We start from the raw sequence: 17190 nt of genomic DNA on the forward strand, positions 1-17190 counted from the left end.
TCTTAATGAAGATGTTCCCTGATGGCGCTTGATACCAGGGGATTGAGGCCGCTATCCGGATGCTCGCCGATATGCTGCAGGATCTGCTGGCGCATCTGGGGCGCCCAGAAACGCTGCAAATGGCTCGCAATATCCTTCTTCGCCTGTTCATGGTCAGGATAGGAACGGAAGAAATCCCCGATTTGGTTGGCCATCTTCACCAACTGCTCGATGTTCATGCTCATGCCAGCTCCTTGTGTAACAAGCGTTCCGCGACGCTATAAACGACATGCTGCTCCTTGCGGGCGAATCCGACCAGGGTCAGGCCGCAGCCCTGGGCCATGCGGATCGCCAGCCCGGTGGGCGCGGAGATTGCCACCAGCATGGGAATATCCGCGCTGGCGGCTTTCTGCACCATTTCGTAGCTCGCCCGGCTGGAAGTCAGCACAAACCCCTCGCGGGACAGCTGCCGCTCGGCGAGAGCGCCAATCAATTTATCGAGGGCATTGTGCCGCCCGACGTCTTCCCGCACCAGCAGCACCTTGCCTTCCCGGTCCGCCCAGGCCGACGCGTGGGTCGCACCTGTCCTGCCCTGCAATACCTGCTGGGCCTGCAATTCGCGCTGGGCACGGTATATGGCTTCGGCATCGAAAGTGATATCCGCAGCCTGTATCCTGCGGGGCACCCTGATGGCCTGGTCCAGGCTTTCCGAACCGCAAAGGCCGCAGCCTGTGCGTCCTGCCATGCTGCGCCTGCGTTCCTTCAGGTGGACGAAATTCTCGCTGGCGATTTCCATCTGCAGCTCGATGCCATTGACGCGCTCGACGATGTCGATGCCGTACAGCTCTTTCGGGTCGGACAATATGCCCTCGCACAGCGAGAAGCCGAGCGCGAAATCGGTCAGGTCGTCCGGCGTGGCCAGCATGACGGCGTGCGATATGCCGTTGTAGATCATGGCGACCGGCACTTCCTCGGCGACTTGGTCCTGCAACTCATGCAGTTCGCCATGCTCGTACTTGAGCACCGTCACACGGCTGTCGGTCGCTTCCGCTTCAATCAAGAACTCTGATGCATTCATCCTTATTCCACACGGGCTGTATCCCGTTGTTTGACCAGGGCAATCTGCTCGTCGCTGAATTCCTGGTAGTGGCGCTGCCAGTCTGACAGCTGCGACACGCGGGTGACCTGCACCGCAGTGACCTTAAATTCAGGGCAATTGGTTGCCCAGTCCGAGTTATCGGTGGTAATGACGTTGGCGCCAGATTCCGGATGGTGGAAGGTGGTGTAGATCACGCCGGGCTGAACGCGCTCGGTAATCTTGGCATGCAGCACGGTGTTGCCCGCACGGCTGGTGATTCCCACCCAGTCGCCATCCTTGATGCCGCGGTCTTCCGCATCCTGGGGATGGATTTCCACCACGTCCTCGGGATGCCAGGCGACATTGTCGGTGCGGCGTGTCTGGGCGCCCACGTTATATTGCGACAGTATACGCCCGGTGGTGAGGATGAGGGGGTACTTGCCGTTGACCTTTTCCGAAGTCGGCACGTATTCCGTGATCATGAAGCGGCCCTTGCCGCGCACGAATTCATCCACGTGCATGATGGGCGTGCCGTCGGGATGCTCTTCGTTGCATGGCCATTGAACGCTGCCCATTTCATCCAGCTTCTTGAAGCTGACGCCATGGAAGGTCGGCGTGAGGCGCGCGATTTCGTCCAGGATTTCCGAGGCATGCTGGTAAGGCATCGGGTAGCCCAGCGCTTCGGAAAGCAGGGCGGTGATCTGCCAGTCCTCGTAGCCGTTCTTCGGCGTCATCACGCGGCGCACGGGCGAGATGCGGCGCTCGGCGTTGGTGAATGTGCCGCTCTTTTCCAGGAAGGAGCAGCCGGGTAGGAACACGTGGGCGTACATCGCGGTCTCGTTGAGGAACAGGTCCTGCACGATCACGCATTCCATGGAGGCAAGCGCATGGGTGACGTGCTGGGTGTTGGGGTCGGACTGGGCGATGTCCTCGCCTTCGCAATACAGCGCCTTGAAGCTGCCGTCGATCGCGAAATCGAGCATGTTGGGGATGCGCAGGCCGGGTTCGTTGTCGAGCGGCCTGCCCCAGGCGGCCTCGAACAAGGCGCGGGTAGCGTCGTCCGACACGTGGCGGTAGCCCGGGAACTCGTGCGGGAACGAGCCCATGTCGCAGGAGCCCTGCACGTTGTTCTGGCCGCGCAGCGGATTGACGCCCACGCCTTCGCGCCCGATGTTGCCTGTAGCCATCGCGAGGTTGGCGATGCCCATCACCATCGTCGAGCCCTGGCTGTGCTCGGTGACGCCCAGGCCGTAGTAGATCGCGGCATTGCCACCCGTCGCGAACAGGCGCGCGGCGGCGCGGATGTCGGCGGCGGGTACGCCGATGGCTTCCTGCATGGATTCCGGCGAATGTTCGGGCTGCGCGACGAATTCGCTCCAGTACTGGTAGGAATCCCACTCGCAACGCTCCCTGACGAAGGCTTCGTCGGCCAGGCCTTCGGTGACGACCACATGCGCCATGGCGGTGATCAGCGCGACATTTGTGCCTGGGCGTAGTTTCAGGTGGTAATCCGCCTTGACGTGCGGGCCGGATACCAGGTCGATCGCGCGCGGATCGGCGATGATGAGTTTCGCGCCTTCGCGCAGCCTGCGCTTCATCTGCGAACCGAATACCGGGTGGCCGTCGGTCGGGTTGGCGCCGATGACCATGATCACGTCGGATTTCATGATGGAGTCGAAAGTCTGCGTGCCGGCGGATTCGCCCAGGGTCTGCTTGAGGCCGTAGCCGGTAGGCGAGTGGCAGACGCGGGCGCAAGTATCGACGTTGTTGTTGCCGAAAGCGGCGCGCACCAGCTTCTGCACCAGGTAGGTTTCCTCGTTGGTGCAGCGCGAGGAGGTGATGGCGCCTATGGAATTGCGTCCATGCTTGGCCTGGATGCGCTTGAGCTCGCTGGCGGCGTAGCCGATCGCTTCCTCCCAGCTCACTTCCTGCCATGGGTCGTGGATGCTCTTGCGTATCATCGGCGTGGTGATGCGGTCGCGATGGGTGGCATAGCCCCAGGCGAAGCGGCCCTTGACACAGGAGTGGCCGTGGTTGGCGCCGCCGTTCTTGTCCGGCACCATGCGCACCACCTGCTCGCCCTTCATCTCGGCGCGGAACGAGCAGCCGACGCCGCAGTAGGCGCAGGTCGTGATGACGCTGTGCTCGGGCTGGCCGTGCTCGACCACGGTTTTTTCCATCAATGTCGCGGTGGGGCAGGCGGCGACGCAGGCGCCGCAGGAGACGCATTCCGAATCGAGGAAATTGTCGAAATTGCCTGCGGCAACCTTGGAGTCGAACCCGCGGCCCTGGATGGTGAGCGCGAAGGTGCCTTGCGTTTCCTCGCAGGCGCGCACGCAACGCGAGCAGACGATGCACTTGGAGGCGTCGAACTGGAAATAGGGGTTGCTGATATCCTTGCCGGAGGCCAGGTGGTTTTCGCCGTCATAGCCGTAGCGCACTTCGCGCAAGCCCACGGCGCCGGCCATGTCCTGCAGTTCGCAATCGCCGTTGGCGGAGCAGGTGAGGCAGTCCAATGGGTGGTCGGATATATAGAGTTCCATCACGCCGCGGCGGATGTCGGCCAACTTGGGCGTTTGCGTATGCACCTTCAGCCCTTCATCGACCGGGGTGGTGCAGGAGGCGGGATAGCCGCGCCTGCCTTCGATTTCCACCAAGCAGAGCCTGCAGGAGCCGAACGGCTCCAGGCTGTCCGTGGCGCAGAGCTTGGGAATACTGACCCCCGCCTCCATCGCGGCGCGCATGATCGATGTGCCTTTGGCGACCGTCACTTGCATGCCGTCAATTTCCAGCGTGACTTGCTGCTCAGTTGTCCGGCTCGCTGGGGTGCCGTAATCCGCTTGCTTGTCCATCACTTTCTCCTCTTGACCACTTTGGCAAACCCCGCTTTTTATGTGGGGCAGGGTGGTTTGCCGGATGTTTGCTGCGTTAACTCATGCCGCGCGTTCCTTCTTGCTCACGCCAAAATCCTCGGGAAAATGGTTGAGCGCGCTCAGAACGGGGTAGGGCGTCATGCCGCCAAGCGCGCAGAGCGACCCGTTCAGCATGGTATCGCTGAGGTCGCGCACCAATGCGATGTGCTTGGCGTGATCGGTGCCTGCCATGATCTTGTCCATGACTTCCACGCCGCGGGTGGAGCCGATGCGGCATGGGGTGCACTTGCCGCAGGATTCCACGGCGCAGAATTCAAAGGCATAACGCGCCATGTGCGCCATATCCACCGTATCGTCGAAGGCAACGATGCCGCCGTGGCCTAGCACGGCCCACAATTTGCCGAATTCCTCGTAATCCAGCGGTGTGTCGAATTGCGATTCCGGCAGGTAAGCCCCTAGCGGGCCGCCGACCTGGACAGCCTTGATCGGCCTGCCACTGGCGGAGCCGCCGCCGTAGTCGTACAGCAATTCGCGCAGGGTGACGCCAAAGGCTTTTTCTACCAGGCCGCCATGCTTGATATTGCCTGCGAGCTGGATTGGCAAGGTGCCGCGGGAACGGCCCATGCCGTAGTCACGGTAATAGACGCTGCCCTTGTCGAGGATGATGGGCACGCTGGCGAGGGAGATGACGTTGTTGATGACGGTCGGCTTGCCGAACAGGCCGGAAATGGCGGGTAGCGGCGGCTTGAAACGCACCAGCCCGCGCTTGCCTTCCAGGCTTTCCAGCAAGGCGGTTTCCTCGCCGCAGACATAAGCGCCCGCGGCACGGCGCACTTCCAGGTAGAAGTCATGCTGGCTGCCGAGAATGCCCCGCCCGAGATAACCTGATTCATAGGCGCTCTTGATCGCCAGGTTGAGCGCGGCGATCGAGTGCGGGTATTCTGAGCGTACATAGATATAGCCTTGCGTGGCGCCGACGGCAATGCCTGCGATCGTCATGCCCTCGATCAGGACGAACGGGTCGCCTTCCATGATCATGCGGTCGGAGAATGTCCCTGAGTCGCCTTCGTCTGCATTGCACACAATGTATTTTTGCTCGGCTGGCGCTTCCAGCACCGTCTTCCACTTGATGCCGGTCGGGAAAGCGGCGCCGCCACGCCCACGCAGGCCGGAATCGGTGACCTGCTGCACAATATCTTGTGGTGCCATGTCAATCGCGTTGCGCAGGCCTTTGTAGCCGTCATGGGCAATATAGTCCTGCAGCGACACCGGGTCGGTGATGCCGACGCGCGCAAAGGTCAGGCGCTCCTGGCGCTTCATCCAGGGCAGCTCCTCCGTCGGGCCCAGGCTCAGCGCGTGCTGTCCGCCATCAAGAAAGCCTGCGTCAAACAGGGATGCCACCTGGTCAGGCGTGACGGGGCCGTAGGCGATGCGCCCCGCACTCGTTGCTAATTCGACCAACGGCTCTAGCCAGAACATGCCGCGGGAGCCATTACGGATGATATTCAGTGGAATATTGCGCGATTCGGCTTCCTTGGCGATGGCTGCGGCCACCAGGTTGGCGCCCAGTGAAAGGGCGCTGGAATCGCGGGGAATGTAAACGGTATTCATGGATTGTCCCTCCGTGCGTCGGCGAGAAGGGATTCGACTTGCTGGGGGCTGACGCGGCCGTAGATTTCGTCATCGAGCATGATGGCGGGAGAGCAGGCGCAGTTGCCTAGGCAATAGACGGGTTCCAACGTGATGCTGCCGTCGCTGGTGGTTTCATGGTAGTCGATGCCCAGCGAGGACTTCACATGGGTCTCCAGCGCGCCGCAACCCATGGCCTGGCACGACTCGGCGCGACATACCTGCAGGACATGCCTGCCTGGCGGCTTAGTGCGGAAATGGTGATAAAACGTCACCACGCCATGGACTTCCGCGACAGAGAGATTAAGCGCCTTGGCGATCAAGCCGTAGCACTCTTCCGGGATATAGCTTAAATCGTCCTGAATCGCATGCAACAAGGGCATTAACGCACCGGCCATGTGTTGATGTGATTCGATGTGCGATTTAATGCGTGCCATCTGGTCATGCATTACTTTCTCCTCGAATCCACCAGAACCTGTTCAAGGTCTTTTTATCGGTACGCATGACTTCAAAACGCGTCCGATCAAGACGCAGTCCGCAGGGGATGCTTACTGCCCTCGTCAAGGACTGCAACGCAGAGCGGGCGCGTTTTCAAGCCATGCCCTGCGGGTTGATCCGGTAAGGCAGCCGCTGCTGCGTTGCAAATCCTCGCCGTGCTATCAGCACGCCTGTGGTTTGCGCCTTGCTTCGGCTGCCTTACCGGATCAACGTATCCCATAAAAAGACCTTGAACAGGTTCTAACTACGACTACGTTATTGTTATGCTTGCTTTGCTTATAGTACGAACTATATACCGAATTGTACACGGTCGGACAATAAAAACTACCATGCGAAGTAGGGCTATTTTCAGCCGTAAATAACGGCTTTCAGGTCAATTATTGCGGTGATTCCAGCGTTATCTCGTGAAATCCATCCGCTGAGCCCGCTATACCCGACCGTGTAAAAATAAGACAGCAATATTCGGCAATGGTTTGAAATCGGCCTGCGTCAGTATGCTGATGCTGTCACAGCCTCTGCACTTCCGTTTCGCTCGGCATCAGGGCGCTACCGTCGCTGGCTTGCGGGGCCATATAAGCGATAGGCTGCTTGGTTTTTCGGTCGATCAGCAGGGAGTGATGTTCTTCCTGGGTAAACAAATGGCGTTCCCCCCATTGCCGCAAGGCCACCACCACCGGAAACAGGCTTTCCCCCTTGGGCGTCAGTGCATATTCCTGATAGGCAGTGCCATCTGAAGCCGGCCGGGTTTGCAGGATGCCTGCATCGACCAGCCGGCGCAGACGGTCGGACAGGATGTTGCGGGCCACGCCCAGGCTGCGCTGGAAATCGCCGAAGCGGTGCATGCCGTCGAAAACGTCACGCACGATGAGCAGCGACCAGCGGTCGCCAACCACATCGACGGAGCGTGCTACGGGGCAGGTTTCAGGTTTTTTCGGGTTGCGGCGAGGCATGGTGTTCCCTTCGTCGGGATATCTGAATTAAGGTTGCATTTTAAAACTAGATTATCTACCATTCAATGAGTTTTATTTTGAAACTAGATTGATGGTAATGAAGCATCCTGTCTTAATTCCCGCATCGATGCGCCATGGCAATACGATGGAACCGCCAGCGCGCATGTCGTCGAGCATGGTCTTGCTATTCGCTATCGCCAGCGGGCTGAGCGTAGCCAATGTGTATTATGCCCAGCCGCTGCTGGATGCGCTGGCCCTGGAATTCGGCATCATCCATGCGGCGGTCGGCGGCGTGGTCACCGCAACGCAAGTCGGCTGCGCCCTGGCTTTGCTGTTCCTCGTGCCGTTGGGCGACTGGGTGGATCGCCGACGTCTCATGATCGTGCAGTTGCTATTGCTGGTGGGGATGCTGGGCATGGTGGCGTTGGCGCAATCCGTCATCGTCCTGTTTGCGGGCATGCTTGGCGTCGGCTTGCTGGGCACGGCAATGACGCAAGGGCTGATTGCTTACGCGGCTTCTGCCTCCGCTTCACATGAGCAAGGGCGAGTGGTCGGCGCGGCGCAAAGCGGCGTATTCATCGGCCTGTTGCTGGCCCGCGTATTTGCCGGTGGCATCAGCGACCTGGCCGGCTGGCGAGGGGTGTATGCCTGCTCCGCGGCGTTGATGCTGGCACTCGCGTGGCCGTTATGGCGGCGGCTGCCAGCGCTGCCTGGTATATCTAGTACTTTGAGCTACCCTCGCCTGATTGCTTCAATGCTGGTTTTGCTGCGGGATGAGCGGGTATTGCAGATTCGCGGCATGCTTGCGATGCTGATGTTCGCTGCCTTCAATATCTTCTGGGTTGCGCTGGTGCTGCCGTTGAGCGCGCCGCCTTATGGTTTTTCCCATACCGTGATCGGCGCTTTCGGGCTGGTAGGCGCAGCGGGCGCCCTGGCTGCTGCCCGTGCCGGCCAATGGGCAGACCGTGGATTCGGCCAGCGTACCACTGCCGCCGCGCTGGCGGTATTGCTGCTGGCATGGTGGCCGCTGTCGTTGATGGAGTGGTCTTTGTGGGCGCTGGTAACCGGCATTGTGCTGCTGGATATCGGCGGGCAGGCGCTGCATGTCACCAATCAGGGCATGATCCTGCGCACCCGCCCGGAGGCGCATGGCCGGCTGGTCGGGCTTTATATGCTGTTCTACGCGGTCGGCAGCGGGCTGGGGGCGATCGGCACGACCGCCATATATGCTTCTGCAGGCTGGCAAGGCGTGTGCATCCTCGGAGCCGGGGTCAGCTTGCTGGCGTTGGTGTTCTGGGCCGCAGCGCGGCGCTACATGCCGGAGGCGCCCCGTGCTGAGCCGGGTTGCGCTACAGGTCGAAGATCTTGCCCGGATTCATGATTCCATTTGGGTCGAATACCTTCTTCAGTTCGCGCATATAGCCGATCTCGACCGGGTCGCGGGTGTATGCGAGGTAGTCTTTCTTGGTCATGCCGACGCCGTGCTCGGCGGAAATCGAGCCGTTGTATTTCTGCACGGTCTCGAAGACGAACTGGTTGACCACCTTGCATTTCTCGAAGAACTCGTCCTTGGTCAGGTCGGCCGGCTTGAGGATGTTGAGGTGCAGGTTGCCGTCGCCGATATGCCCGAACCAGCAGACTTCGAAGTCCGGGTAGTTGTCGGCCACGATCGCGTCGATGTCGGCAATGAACGCGGGCACGTGGGTAATCAGCACAGAGATGTCGTTCTTGTAGGGCGTGAACGGCGCAATGGTCTCGGAGATGCCTTCGCGTAAATGCCACAGCGCCTGTGCCTGGGCTTGCGACTGGCTCATGACGCCGTCGAGTATCCAGCCTTGTTCCATGCAATGTTCGAATATCTGCATGGCGTCGTCGATCACGGCCTCGAAGCGGCCCTCGAATTCGAGCAGCACATATAGCGGGGATTCGGTTTCGAAAGGGCGCGCCGCATGGCCGTGGGCCAAGACTTTTTCCAACGCCACCTGGTTGAAGAACTCGAATGCGGTGAGGTCGATGCGCTGCTGGAACGCATGCAGGATGGGCATGACCGCCGCAAAGTCGGGCACGCTCAGCACCAGCACCTTGAGGTCCTGCGGCGCGCGTGTGAGCTTGATCTCGGCCTCGGTGACGATGCCCAGCGTGCCCTCGGAGCCGATGAACAATTGGTGCAGCGCGTAGCCGGTGGCGTTCTTGATCATGCCCTTGTTGAGGCGCAGGATGTCGCCCTTGCCGGTGACCACGGTCAGGCCCAGCACCCATTCGCGTGTCATGCCGTAGTGGATCACCTTGATGCCGCCGGCATTGGTACCGATGTTGCCGCCCATCTGGCTTGAGCCGGCAGCGGCGAAGTCCACGGGATAGTAAAGGCCCTGTTGCTCGGCATATTGCTGCAATTGCTCGGTGACCACGCCCGCCTGTATGCGCACCAAACGGTCGGCATGCAGGAAGGACAAGACCTTGTTCATGCGGTCCAGGCTGATGACGATCTCGCCATTGGCGGCGACTGCCCCGGCAGAAAGCCCGGTACGGCCGCCGCTCGGGGTGACGGGAATATTGTATTGGTTGGCCAGCTTGACGATGGCCTGCACTTCCTCGGTGCTGCCGGGAAAGACGATGGCGGATGGACGGGGATCGAAATGCTTGGTCCAATCCACTCCCCAGCTTTTCAGGCTGTCTTCATCGGTCTTGACGCGTTGTTCGCCTACGATGGTCTGCAATTGTTCCAGAAGGGAGGAGGGAAGGCTGGCGGGTGCATTCATCAAACATTTACCTGTGAAAATGGCATTAAAAACGTCAATGTAAAATAGTCAACGGTCAAGCGACCTAATCAGCTATTCTAGCAGTTTTATAATTGATATTGATTCCCGATCTCAGTTTTATCCGTGCTGCCTGCATTTGCGCTCGACGGGGGCCGTATCCCTGATTTGATAGGGGTTTAATAAGTTTGCCGGTATGCTACGATCACTGATTTTTGGCCTTTTACCGGAGCCGTAATGACCCAACAACTTTCCCTGCCAAAAGACAAGATCCGCTTTTTGCTGCTTGAAGGCGTGCACCAGAACGCCGTGGACGTGTTGAACGCCGCGGGTTACCGCAACATCGATTACCGTAAGACCGCGCTGGACGAAGACGCGCTGATCGAGGCGATCAAGGATGTGCATTTCCTTGGCATTCGTTCCCGCACCCAGGTCACCAGCCGCGTGCTTGATGCCGCCAACAAGCTTACCGCCATCGGCTGCTTCTGCATCGGCACCAACCAAGTGGACCTGGATGGCGCGCTGGAGCGCGGCATCCCGGTATTCAACGCGCCTTATTCCAATACCCGCTCGGTGGCGGAACTGGTGCTGGCGCAGACCATCCTGCTGCTGCGCGGCATTCCCGAGAAGAATGCGCTGGTACACAAGGGCGGCTGGACCAAGTCGGCAGAAGGTTCGTTCGAGGCGCGCGGCAAGACATTGGGCATCGTGGGTTACGGTTCCATCGGTTCGCAATTGTCCGTGCTGGCCGAAAGCCTGGGTATGAAGGTGATCTACTTCGACGTGATCGCCAAGCTGCCGTTGGGCAACGCACGCCAGGTCGGCACGATGGAAGAGCTGCTGTCGCAGGCGGATGTCGTCTCCCTGCACGTGCCGGAACTGCCTTCCACCATGAACATGATGCGCGCCGAGCAATTCGCGCAGATGAAGAAGGGCGGCATCTTCATCAATGCGGCCCGCGGCACCTGCGTGGATATCGACGCGTTGGCAACGGTGATCGAATCCAAACACTTGGCAGGGGCGGCGATCGACGTGTTTCCCGTTGAGCCCAAGAGCAATGACGAAGAGTTCCTCTCCCCGCTGCGTCCGTTCGAGAACGTCATCCTCACCCCGCATATCGGCGGCTCGACCCAGGAAGCGCAAGCCAATATCGGCATCGAGGTCGGTGAGAAATTCGTGCGTTATTCCGACGCAGGCTCCACGATTACGGCCGTGAACTTCCCAGAAGTCTCCATCCCGCAACAGCCCGGCACCCACCGCCTGTTGCACATCCACCGCAACGTGCCGGGCGTGCTGTCGGCCGTGAACAGCCTGTTCGCGCGCAACAACATCAACATCGCTGCGCAAAGCATGATGACCAAGGGCGATATCGGCTACATGATCATGGATGTGGAAGCCTCGGCTTCAGATGCCGCGATCGAGGCGTTGCAGACGGTTGAGGGAACATTGCGCACCCGTGTGCTCTATTAAGCTGTGAAACAGCGCGCTTCAAGCGTGCAGTATTTTGCGAATCCTTGGCTTTTGCCAGGGGTTTGTTGTTTATGGGGTTTTAGCTTGTTGTTCAGTGGAGTGCGCACCTCTTAAAACCAAGGGCGAGCGCAGCGATGCCAAGTGTGGGTTTGACGTTGGTTCCCCGTTTGGCTGCGCCGAGTAGCGGAAATCTGTCTGGAAAAAGCGCTTGCGTCTGTTTGAGCGCAGCGAGTTCAGCAAGCGCCCAGACAGATTGAGCAACGCAGGGAACCGGGAGCTTGCTCCCGGCGCTGACTCCGGGGTCGCCTTTTGTTTGGTTCCTTTATTTTGGCGAAGCAAAATAAAGGGACTCGCTGGCAAGCGAAAAGCAACCGCTCAATGGCTTGCAATAAGGGTTAAGACCATCGCTGATCCAAGGATCCAAATCCAATTCAACTTCACGAGCGCCGGGCTACATCAATACTGCGATTAGCGAGAGGATGGGTTTCGCCCCGCCGGGCGAGTCCATTTCTTTTGTCTCGCCAAAAGAAACAGGACCAAAGAAAAGGCGACCCGATTGTCTGCGACCCGGAACTTCGTTCCGGGCAACCTGCGTTGCTCGCTTTTAATGGGGGCTGGCTGAACTCGCTTCGCTCAGACAGACGCCAGTCCTTAATCCATTAAAAGCTGCGCTACTCGGCGCAGTCAGACGGGGAGCAACGTCAAACCCACACTTGGCATCGCTGCGCTCGCCCTTGGTTTTGTTGGATTTTTTACATGCTGACGTAGTTTGGCCCGCCGCCACCTTCCGGCGTACGCCAGTTGATGTTTTGCAACGGGTCCTTGATATCGCAGGTCTTGCAGTGGATGCAATTGGACGCATTGATTTGCAATCTCGGATTGCCCTCGTTGGTGACGATTTCATAGACCCCGGCCGGGCAATAGCGCTGTTCTGGCGCGTCGTACTGCGGCAGGTTGATGTCGACCGGGATGCTCTGGTCGCGCAGCACCAGGTGGCAGGGCTGGTCTTCTTCATGCATGACGTTGGTGAGATAGACCGAGGAGAGTTTGTCGAAGCTCACCACGCCGTCAGGCTTGGGATAGGCGATTTTTGGGCTGGTGGCTGCGGGCTTCAGGGTTTCATGGTCGGCCTTGCCGTGTTTGAGCGTCCATGGCGTGGTGATCCCGAACGAGGCCAGCCACATTTCCATTCCGCCGTAGATGCTGCCCAGGATGTTGCCTAAGCGCGAGAGGGCGGGCTTGACGTTGCGCACAGCCTGCAGGTCTTTCCATATCCACGAGTTGCGGACTTTTTCCGGGTAGTTTTCCAGCGTGGCGCCGAATGTTTCCTGCGCCAAGGCGTCCACCACGGCTTCTGCCGCGAGCATGCCCGACTTCATGGCATTGTGCGAACCCTTGATGCGCGGCACGTTCATGAAACCGGCGGTGCAGCCGATCAGCAAGCCGCCGGGGAAGGCCAGGCGAGGGATGGATTGCAGGCCGCCTTCGGTCAGCGCGCGGGCGCCGTAGCTCAGGCGCTTGCCGCCTTCCAGCAGCGGGCGGATGGCGGGGTGGGTCTTGAAGCGCTGGAATTCGTCGAACGGGCTCAGGTGCGGGTTGCTGTAGTTGAGGTGCACCACGAATCCGATGGCTACGGTGTTTTCCTTGAGGTGGTAGATGAAGGAGCCGCCGCCCGTGCTGTTGTCCAGCGGCCAGCCTTGCGAGTGCATCACCAGGCCGGGCTTGGATTTTTCCGGCTCGATCTGCCAGATTTCCTTGAAGCCGATGCCGAACTTCTGCGGCTCGGACAGGGCGCGCAACTGGAAATGCTCAGTGAGGTCCTTGGTGAGCGAGCCGCGCGCGCCTTCGGCAAACAGGGTGTAGTGCGCGCGCAGTTCCATGCCCAGCGCAAAGCCCGGCTTCTCGTTGCCTTCCTTGTCACGGCCCATGTCGCCGGTGATGACGCCCTGCACCACGCCGGCTTCGTCGTAGATCACCTCGGCAGCGCTGAATCCGGGGTAGATTTCCACGCCCAGCGCTTCGGCCTGCTCGCCCAGCCAGCGGCAGACGTCGCCCAGGCTGACGATGTAGTTGCCGTGGTTGTTCATGAGCGGCGGCATAAGCTTGGTTGGGATGTTGAAGCTTTTTTCCTTGCCAAGTACCAGGAACTGGTCGTCAGTGACGGGGGTATGGAGCGGGGCGCCTTTTTCCTTCCAGTCGGGAATCAATTCATTGAGGGCGATCGGGTCGATCACGGCGCCCGAGAGGATATGCGCGCCTACCTCGGCACCTTTTTCCAGCACGCAGACGTTGATTTCGCGTTCCTGCTCCAGCGCCAGTTGCTTGATGCGGATCGCGGCGGAAAGCCCGGACGGGCCTGCGCCGACGATCAGTACGTCATAATTCATTACATCGCGTTGCATGCTAAAACTTTCATGGAATATACGGTATGTTGATTTCGTCGCTGCGCCGCACGTCGCGGGTCAGCAGCCGACAATGGTTGAGGAATTCGCGCACGGCGGCGGTCTGGTATTTCTTCTTGTGCCAGACGAACATGAACTGGCGTTTCAGGTCGAGCTCGGGCGTCGCCAGCGCTACCAGGTTGCCGCGCGCGATATCGTCCTTGAGCGCGAGGCGGGAAATGCAGCCCAGGCCGATGCCGGATTCCACGGCGCGCTTGATGGCCTCGGTATGCTCCAGCACCATGCGCACGTGCAGGCGGCTGTGATGGTGGCGCAAGGCGTAGTCGAACGTCTCGCGTGTGCCCGAGCCTTGCTCGCGCAACACCCAGCTTTCGGCAAGAATGGCCTCCAGGCTGGCGCTGCTCTGTTTGGCGAGAGGGTGCTGCGGCGAGCAGAATACGGTCAGCTCGTCTTCGATCCACGGTTCGACCTGCAGGTCGGGGTGGTGGCAATTGCCTTCGATCAGGCCGAGGTCGAGATCGTACATCGCCACCTGCTGCATGATGGAGTTGGTGTTCTGCACATGCAATTGCACTTGGCAATCCCGGTGCTGCTTCATGAACGAGCCGATCAGCAGGGTGGCGAGGTAGTTGCCTATCGTCAGCGTGGCGCCGACTTTTAGCAAGCCAAAGGCGGATTTTCCCTGTAAAATGCTCTCTATTTCAGCGGCGCGGTCCAGCACGGCGGCTGCCATTGGCAGCAGGCTACGGCCTAGTTCGTTGAGTTTCAGCACTTTACCCATGCGGTCAAACAGTTTGCAGTCAAACTGTCGTTCCAGTTCGGCAAGTGCAGTACTGGCGGCGGATTGCGACAATGACAAATCCTCGGCCGCTCGTGACACATTCTCCAGGCGTGCAATGGCAACGAATACTTCGAGTTGTCGTAAGGTGTGCTTCACCTGAGAATGATTCTCATATCGATGTGATAGATATGTGATATAGTGATAATTGATTTAACAGATATTTTACCGCTGATTAAAATGTGCGGCAAATGATGGAGTGGGATCACAATATGAAAGTCTTAGTTGCTGTAAAGCATGTGGTGGATTACAACATCAAGCCCCGCGTGAAGCAGGATGGCTCCGATGTCGATATCGCCGGCGTCAAGATGGGCATTAACCCGTTCGACGAAATCGCCGTGGAAGAAGCGGTGCGCCTGAAGGAGCGCGGCATTGCGACCGAAGTAGTGGCCGTGACCATCGGCAAGGCCAATAGCCAGGATACCCTGCGCCATGCATTGGCGATGGGCGCCGACCGGGTGGTGCTGGTCGAGACTGACGCCGAACTGCAGCCATTGGGCGTCGCCAAGCTGCTCAAGGCCGTGGTGGAGCGCGAGCAACCTCGCCTCATCATCCTCGGCAAGCAGGCCATCGACGACGACCTGGGCCAGACCGGCCAGATGCTCGCCGCATTGATCAACGCAGGCCAAGGCACCTTTGCCTCCGTGATCGAGGTCAAGGGCGATGAAATCGAAGTCACGCGCGAAATCGACGGCGGCACCGACGTGGTGGCGCTCAAGCTGCCTGCGGTGGTCACCACCGACCTGCGCCTGAACGAGCCGCGCTTCATCAAGCTGCCAGCGATGATGATGGCGAAGAAAAAGCCGATCGACAACATCAAGGCGGCCGACCTCGGCATCGATATCGCCCCGCGCCTCAAGCAACTCAAGGTTGCCGACCCTGAGCCGCGCAAGCCCGGCATCAAGGTGGCGAATGTGGCTGAACTCGTTGAAAACCTACGTCTTGCGGAAGTCCTGTAATGAGCATCCTGATTCTGGCCGAACACGACGGCAAACATATCAAGCAATCCACCCGCCAGGCAGTCAGCGCCGCTGGCGCATGGCAACTCCCGGTCCACGTCCTGGTCACCGGCTCCAATAGCGCAGCCCTGGCCAAGGAAGCCAGCGAAATCGCCGGCGTCGCCAAGGTGCTGCATGCAGAGGCAGCGCATTTCGAGCATCCGCTGGCTGAAGACGTAGCCGCCTTGCTGGTGCAACTGGGTGCTGACTATAAGGTCATCCTTTCCGCGCATACCGCATTCAGCAAGAGCGTATTGCCGCGCGTTGCCGCTTTGCTCGACGTAGCGATGATTTCCGATGCGGTGAGCATTACCGCGCCGGCGACTTATGTGCGCCCGATCTACGCAGGCAACGTGCTTTCCACCGTCGAAAGCAGCGACGCCATCCAGGTGGTGACCATCCGCGCAACTTCCTTTGCCGCTGCTGCAAACGGCGCCAATGCGGAAGTGACGGCAGTGAACGTGCCAGCGAGTGCCGGCCTCAGCCGCTGGATCAAGGAGGACAAGACCGTGTCCGACCGTCCTGAACTGTCTTCCGCGCGCGTCGTGGTTTCCGGCGGCCGCAGCCTGGCCGAGCGCTTCAACGAACTGCTCGAGCCGCTGGCGCACCGCTTCGGCGGCGCATTGGGCGCAACCCGTGCCGCAGTCGATGCCGGTTTCGCCCCCAACGACATCCAAGTCGGGCAGACCGGCACCATCGTGGCGCCCGAACTGTATTTCGCAATCGGCATTTCCGGCGCGATGCAGCACTTAGCCGGCATGAAGGACAGCAAGATCATTGTCGCGATCAACCACGATCCCGATGCGCCTATCTTCCAGCATGCGGATTACGGCCTGGTCGCCAACCTGTTTGACGCCGTGCCCGAGCTGACCGCCGCCTTGAGCAAGTAACCAAAAATTTTAAAGAGAATCGAATATCAATGAGCGCATTTAATTCCGAGAAAGTATTGAGCGTTAAGCACTGGAACGACAGCCTGTTCAGCTTTACCACCACCCGCAACGAATCCCTGCGTTTCGAGAACGGCCAGTTCGTGATGATCGGCCTGCAGGTAGACGGCAAGCCGCTGATGCGCGCTTACAGTATCGCCAGCCCCAACTACGCGGAAAACCTCGAGTTCTTCAGTATCAAGGTGCCGAACGGCCCCCTGACTTCCCGCCTGCAGCACCTGAAGGTGGGCGATGAATTGCTGGTCAGCCGCAAGCCGACCGGCACGTTGCTGCTGTCCGACCTGAAGCCCGGCAAGCACCTTTACCTGCTCTCCACCGGCACTGGCCTGGCACCGTTCATGTGCCTGATCCAGGACCCTGAAATCTACGAACGTTTCGAGAAAGTGATCCTGGTGCACGGCGTACGCCGCATCAACGACCTAGCTTACGAAGAGTTCATCACCAAGGAATTGCCGGAAAACGAATTCTTTGGCGAACAGGTCAAGAACCAGCTGATCTACTATCCCACCGTGACCCGCGAAGAGTTCCGCAACCAGGGCCGCCTGACCGATCTCATGGAAAACGGCAAGCTGTTCCAGGACATCGGCTTGCCGCCGCTCAACCCCGAGACCGACCGCGCCATGCTGTGCGGCAGCCCGCAAATGCTGGTCGATACCTGCAAGATTCTCGACGCTGCAGGGCTCAAGGTGTCGGAGCGCATTGGTGATGTCGGGGATTACGTGATCGAGCGGGCGTTTGCCGAGAAGTAATTCTCAAGGTAAGCAGTTGTCGT

General features: G+C 59.6%; 14 protein-coding genes. 5 read left to right on the forward strand and 9 right to left on the reverse strand.

The features are described from left to right. Nucleotides 1-2: 2 nt before the first annotated feature. The 6 genes from ACWXTG_RS00280 to ACWXTG_RS00305 all read right to left on the reverse strand — a co-directional run bounded on the left by ACWXTG_RS00280 (nucleotide 3) and on the right by ACWXTG_RS00305 (nucleotide 7007). A complete protein-coding gene (locus ACWXTG_RS00280) occupies nucleotides 3-224 on the reverse strand; it encodes a formate dehydrogenase subunit delta (RefSeq protein ID WP_405029480.1) in 222 nt (73 codons plus the stop codon). Further along, nucleotides 221-1057: a formate dehydrogenase accessory sulfurtransferase FdhD gene (gene fdhD / locus ACWXTG_RS00285; RefSeq protein WP_480220316.1), complete on the reverse strand. Its 837-nt coding sequence runs from the start codon at nucleotides 1055-1057 to the stop codon at nucleotides 221-223. The genes ACWXTG_RS00280 and fdhD overlap by 4 nt, the downstream gene beginning before the upstream one ends. 2 nt (nucleotides 1058-1059) lie before the next feature. Continuing rightward, nucleotides 1060-3909, reverse strand: coding sequence for a formate dehydrogenase subunit alpha (fdhF, locus tag ACWXTG_RS00290; protein ID WP_480220317.1), 2850 nt, complete (start codon nucleotides 3907-3909; stop codon nucleotides 1060-1062). An 81-nt stretch (nucleotides 3910-3990) separates the two neighbouring features. Beyond that, nucleotides 3991-5541 carry a formate dehydrogenase beta subunit gene (locus ACWXTG_RS00295; RefSeq protein WP_480220318.1) on the reverse strand — a complete coding sequence of 517 codons (1551 nt, stop codon included), beginning with the start codon at nucleotides 5539-5541 and terminating at the stop codon, nucleotides 3991-3993. Then, nucleotides 5538-6008 (reverse strand): formate dehydrogenase subunit gamma, encoded by a 471-nt coding sequence (locus ACWXTG_RS00300; RefSeq protein ID WP_480220319.1) that lies wholly within the window; start codon nucleotides 6006-6008, stop codon nucleotides 5538-5540. The genes ACWXTG_RS00295 and ACWXTG_RS00300 overlap by 4 nt, the downstream gene beginning before the upstream one ends. Before the next feature lie 555 nt (nucleotides 6009-6563). Continuing rightward, the gene (locus ACWXTG_RS00305; protein ID WP_480220320.1) at nucleotides 6564-7007 is read right to left on the reverse strand and encodes a winged helix-turn-helix transcriptional regulator; all 444 of its coding nucleotides are present in this window, start codon (nucleotides 7005-7007) and stop codon (nucleotides 6564-6566) included. Nucleotides 7008-7104: 97 nt separating this feature from the next. Here ACWXTG_RS00305 and ACWXTG_RS00310 point away from each other — a divergent pair, with 97 nt between their 5' ends. Further along, nucleotides 7105-8388 (forward strand): MFS transporter, encoded by a 1284-nt coding sequence (locus tag ACWXTG_RS00310; protein WP_480220321.1) that lies wholly within the window; start codon nucleotides 7105-7107, stop codon nucleotides 8386-8388. Here the strand turns inward: ACWXTG_RS00310 and ACWXTG_RS00315 are convergent. Then, entirely contained in the window at nucleotides 8357-9766 is a 1410-nt protein-coding gene (locus ACWXTG_RS00315) for an FAD-binding oxidoreductase (RefSeq protein ID WP_480220322.1), read from the reverse strand. The genes ACWXTG_RS00310 and ACWXTG_RS00315 overlap by 32 nt on opposite strands. 234 nt (nucleotides 9767-10000) lie before the next feature. Between ACWXTG_RS00315 and serA the strand changes: the two genes are divergently transcribed. After that, the gene (serA, locus tag ACWXTG_RS00320; RefSeq protein WP_309564661.1) at nucleotides 10001-11233 is read left to right on the forward strand and encodes a phosphoglycerate dehydrogenase; all 1233 of its coding nucleotides are present in this window, start codon (nucleotides 10001-10003) and stop codon (nucleotides 11231-11233) included. 752 nt (nucleotides 11234-11985) lie between these two features. Here the strand turns inward: serA and ACWXTG_RS00325 are convergent. Together ACWXTG_RS00325 and ACWXTG_RS00330 are read right to left on the reverse strand one after the other, a co-directional pair. Then, the gene (locus ACWXTG_RS00325) at nucleotides 11986-13635 is read right to left on the reverse strand and encodes an electron transfer flavoprotein-ubiquinone oxidoreductase (protein WP_480220323.1); all 1650 of its coding nucleotides are present in this window, start codon (nucleotides 13633-13635) and stop codon (nucleotides 11986-11988) included. Between the two features lie 10 nt (nucleotides 13636-13645). Further along, the gene (locus ACWXTG_RS00330) at nucleotides 13646-14572 is read right to left on the reverse strand and encodes a LysR family transcriptional regulator (protein WP_309564663.1); all 927 of its coding nucleotides are present in this window, start codon (nucleotides 14570-14572) and stop codon (nucleotides 13646-13648) included. Nucleotides 14573-14685: 113 nt separating this feature from the next. On the opposite strand from ACWXTG_RS00330, the gene ACWXTG_RS00335 reads away from it, so the two are divergent. From ACWXTG_RS00335 to ACWXTG_RS00345, 3 genes are read left to right on the forward strand one after another with little or no spacing between them, the layout of a single operon-like run. Continuing rightward, the gene (locus tag ACWXTG_RS00335; RefSeq protein ID WP_480220324.1) at nucleotides 14686-15432 is read left to right on the forward strand and encodes an electron transfer flavoprotein subunit beta/FixA family protein; all 747 of its coding nucleotides are present in this window, start codon (nucleotides 14686-14688) and stop codon (nucleotides 15430-15432) included. Continuing rightward, nucleotides 15432-16361, forward strand: a complete 930-nt coding sequence (locus tag ACWXTG_RS00340; RefSeq protein ID WP_480220325.1) for an electron transfer flavoprotein subunit alpha/FixB family protein — start codon at nucleotides 15432-15434, stop codon at nucleotides 16359-16361. Before ACWXTG_RS00335 ends, ACWXTG_RS00340 begins: the two co-directional genes overlap by 1 nt. 29 nt (nucleotides 16362-16390) lie before the next feature. After that, nucleotides 16391-17167, forward strand: coding sequence for a ferredoxin--NADP reductase (locus tag ACWXTG_RS00345; protein WP_309564666.1), 777 nt, complete (start codon nucleotides 16391-16393; stop codon nucleotides 17165-17167). Nucleotides 17168-17190 lie beyond the last annotated feature (23 nt).

This window comes from Methylobacillus sp. DLP286 (assembly GCF_056636515.1).

What these genes read in the sequence shown, in the direction of transcription:
- ACWXTG_RS00335 (WP_480220324.1), top strand. Translation starts at nt 14,686, where the DNA reads ATGAAAGTCTTAGTTGCTGTAAAGCATGTGGTGGATTACAACATCAAG.
- fdhD (WP_480220316.1), bottom strand. Translation starts at nt 1,057, where the DNA reads ATGAATGCATCAGAGTTCTTGATTGAAGCGGAAGCGACCGACAGCCGT.
- ACWXTG_RS00305 (WP_480220320.1), bottom strand. Translation starts at nt 7,007, where the DNA reads ATGCCTCGCCGCAACCCGAAAAAACCTGAAACCTGCCCCGTAGCACGC.
- ACWXTG_RS00295 (WP_480220318.1), bottom strand. Translation starts at nt 5,541, where the DNA reads ATGAATACCGTTTACATTCCCCGCGATTCCAGCGCCCTTTCACTGGGC.
- ACWXTG_RS00345 (WP_309564666.1), top strand. Translation starts at nt 16,391, where the DNA reads ATGAGCGCATTTAATTCCGAGAAAGTATTGAGCGTTAAGCACTGGAAC.
- ACWXTG_RS00340 (WP_480220325.1), top strand. Translation starts at nt 15,432, where the DNA reads ATGAGCATCCTGATTCTGGCCGAACACGACGGCAAACATATCAAGCAA.
- ACWXTG_RS00315 (WP_480220322.1), bottom strand. Translation starts at nt 9,766, where the DNA reads ATGAATGCACCCGCCAGCCTTCCCTCCTCCCTTCTGGAACAATTGCAG.
- ACWXTG_RS00310 (WP_480220321.1), top strand. Translation starts at nt 7,105, where the DNA reads ATGAAGCATCCTGTCTTAATTCCCGCATCGATGCGCCATGGCAATACG.
- ACWXTG_RS00280 (WP_405029480.1), bottom strand. Translation starts at nt 224, where the DNA reads ATGAGCATGAACATCGAGCAGTTGGTGAAGATGGCCAACCAAATCGGG.
- serA (WP_309564661.1), top strand. Translation starts at nt 10,001, where the DNA reads ATGACCCAACAACTTTCCCTGCCAAAAGACAAGATCCGCTTTTTGCTG.
- ACWXTG_RS00325 (WP_480220323.1), bottom strand. Translation starts at nt 13,635, where the DNA reads ATGCAACGCGATGTAATGAATTATGACGTACTGATCGTCGGCGCAGGC.
- fdhF (WP_480220317.1), bottom strand. Translation starts at nt 3,909, where the DNA reads ATGGACAAGCAAGCGGATTACGGCACCCCAGCGAGCCGGACAACTGAG.
- ACWXTG_RS00300 (WP_480220319.1), bottom strand. Translation starts at nt 6,008, where the DNA reads ATGCATGACCAGATGGCACGCATTAAATCGCACATCGAATCACATCAA.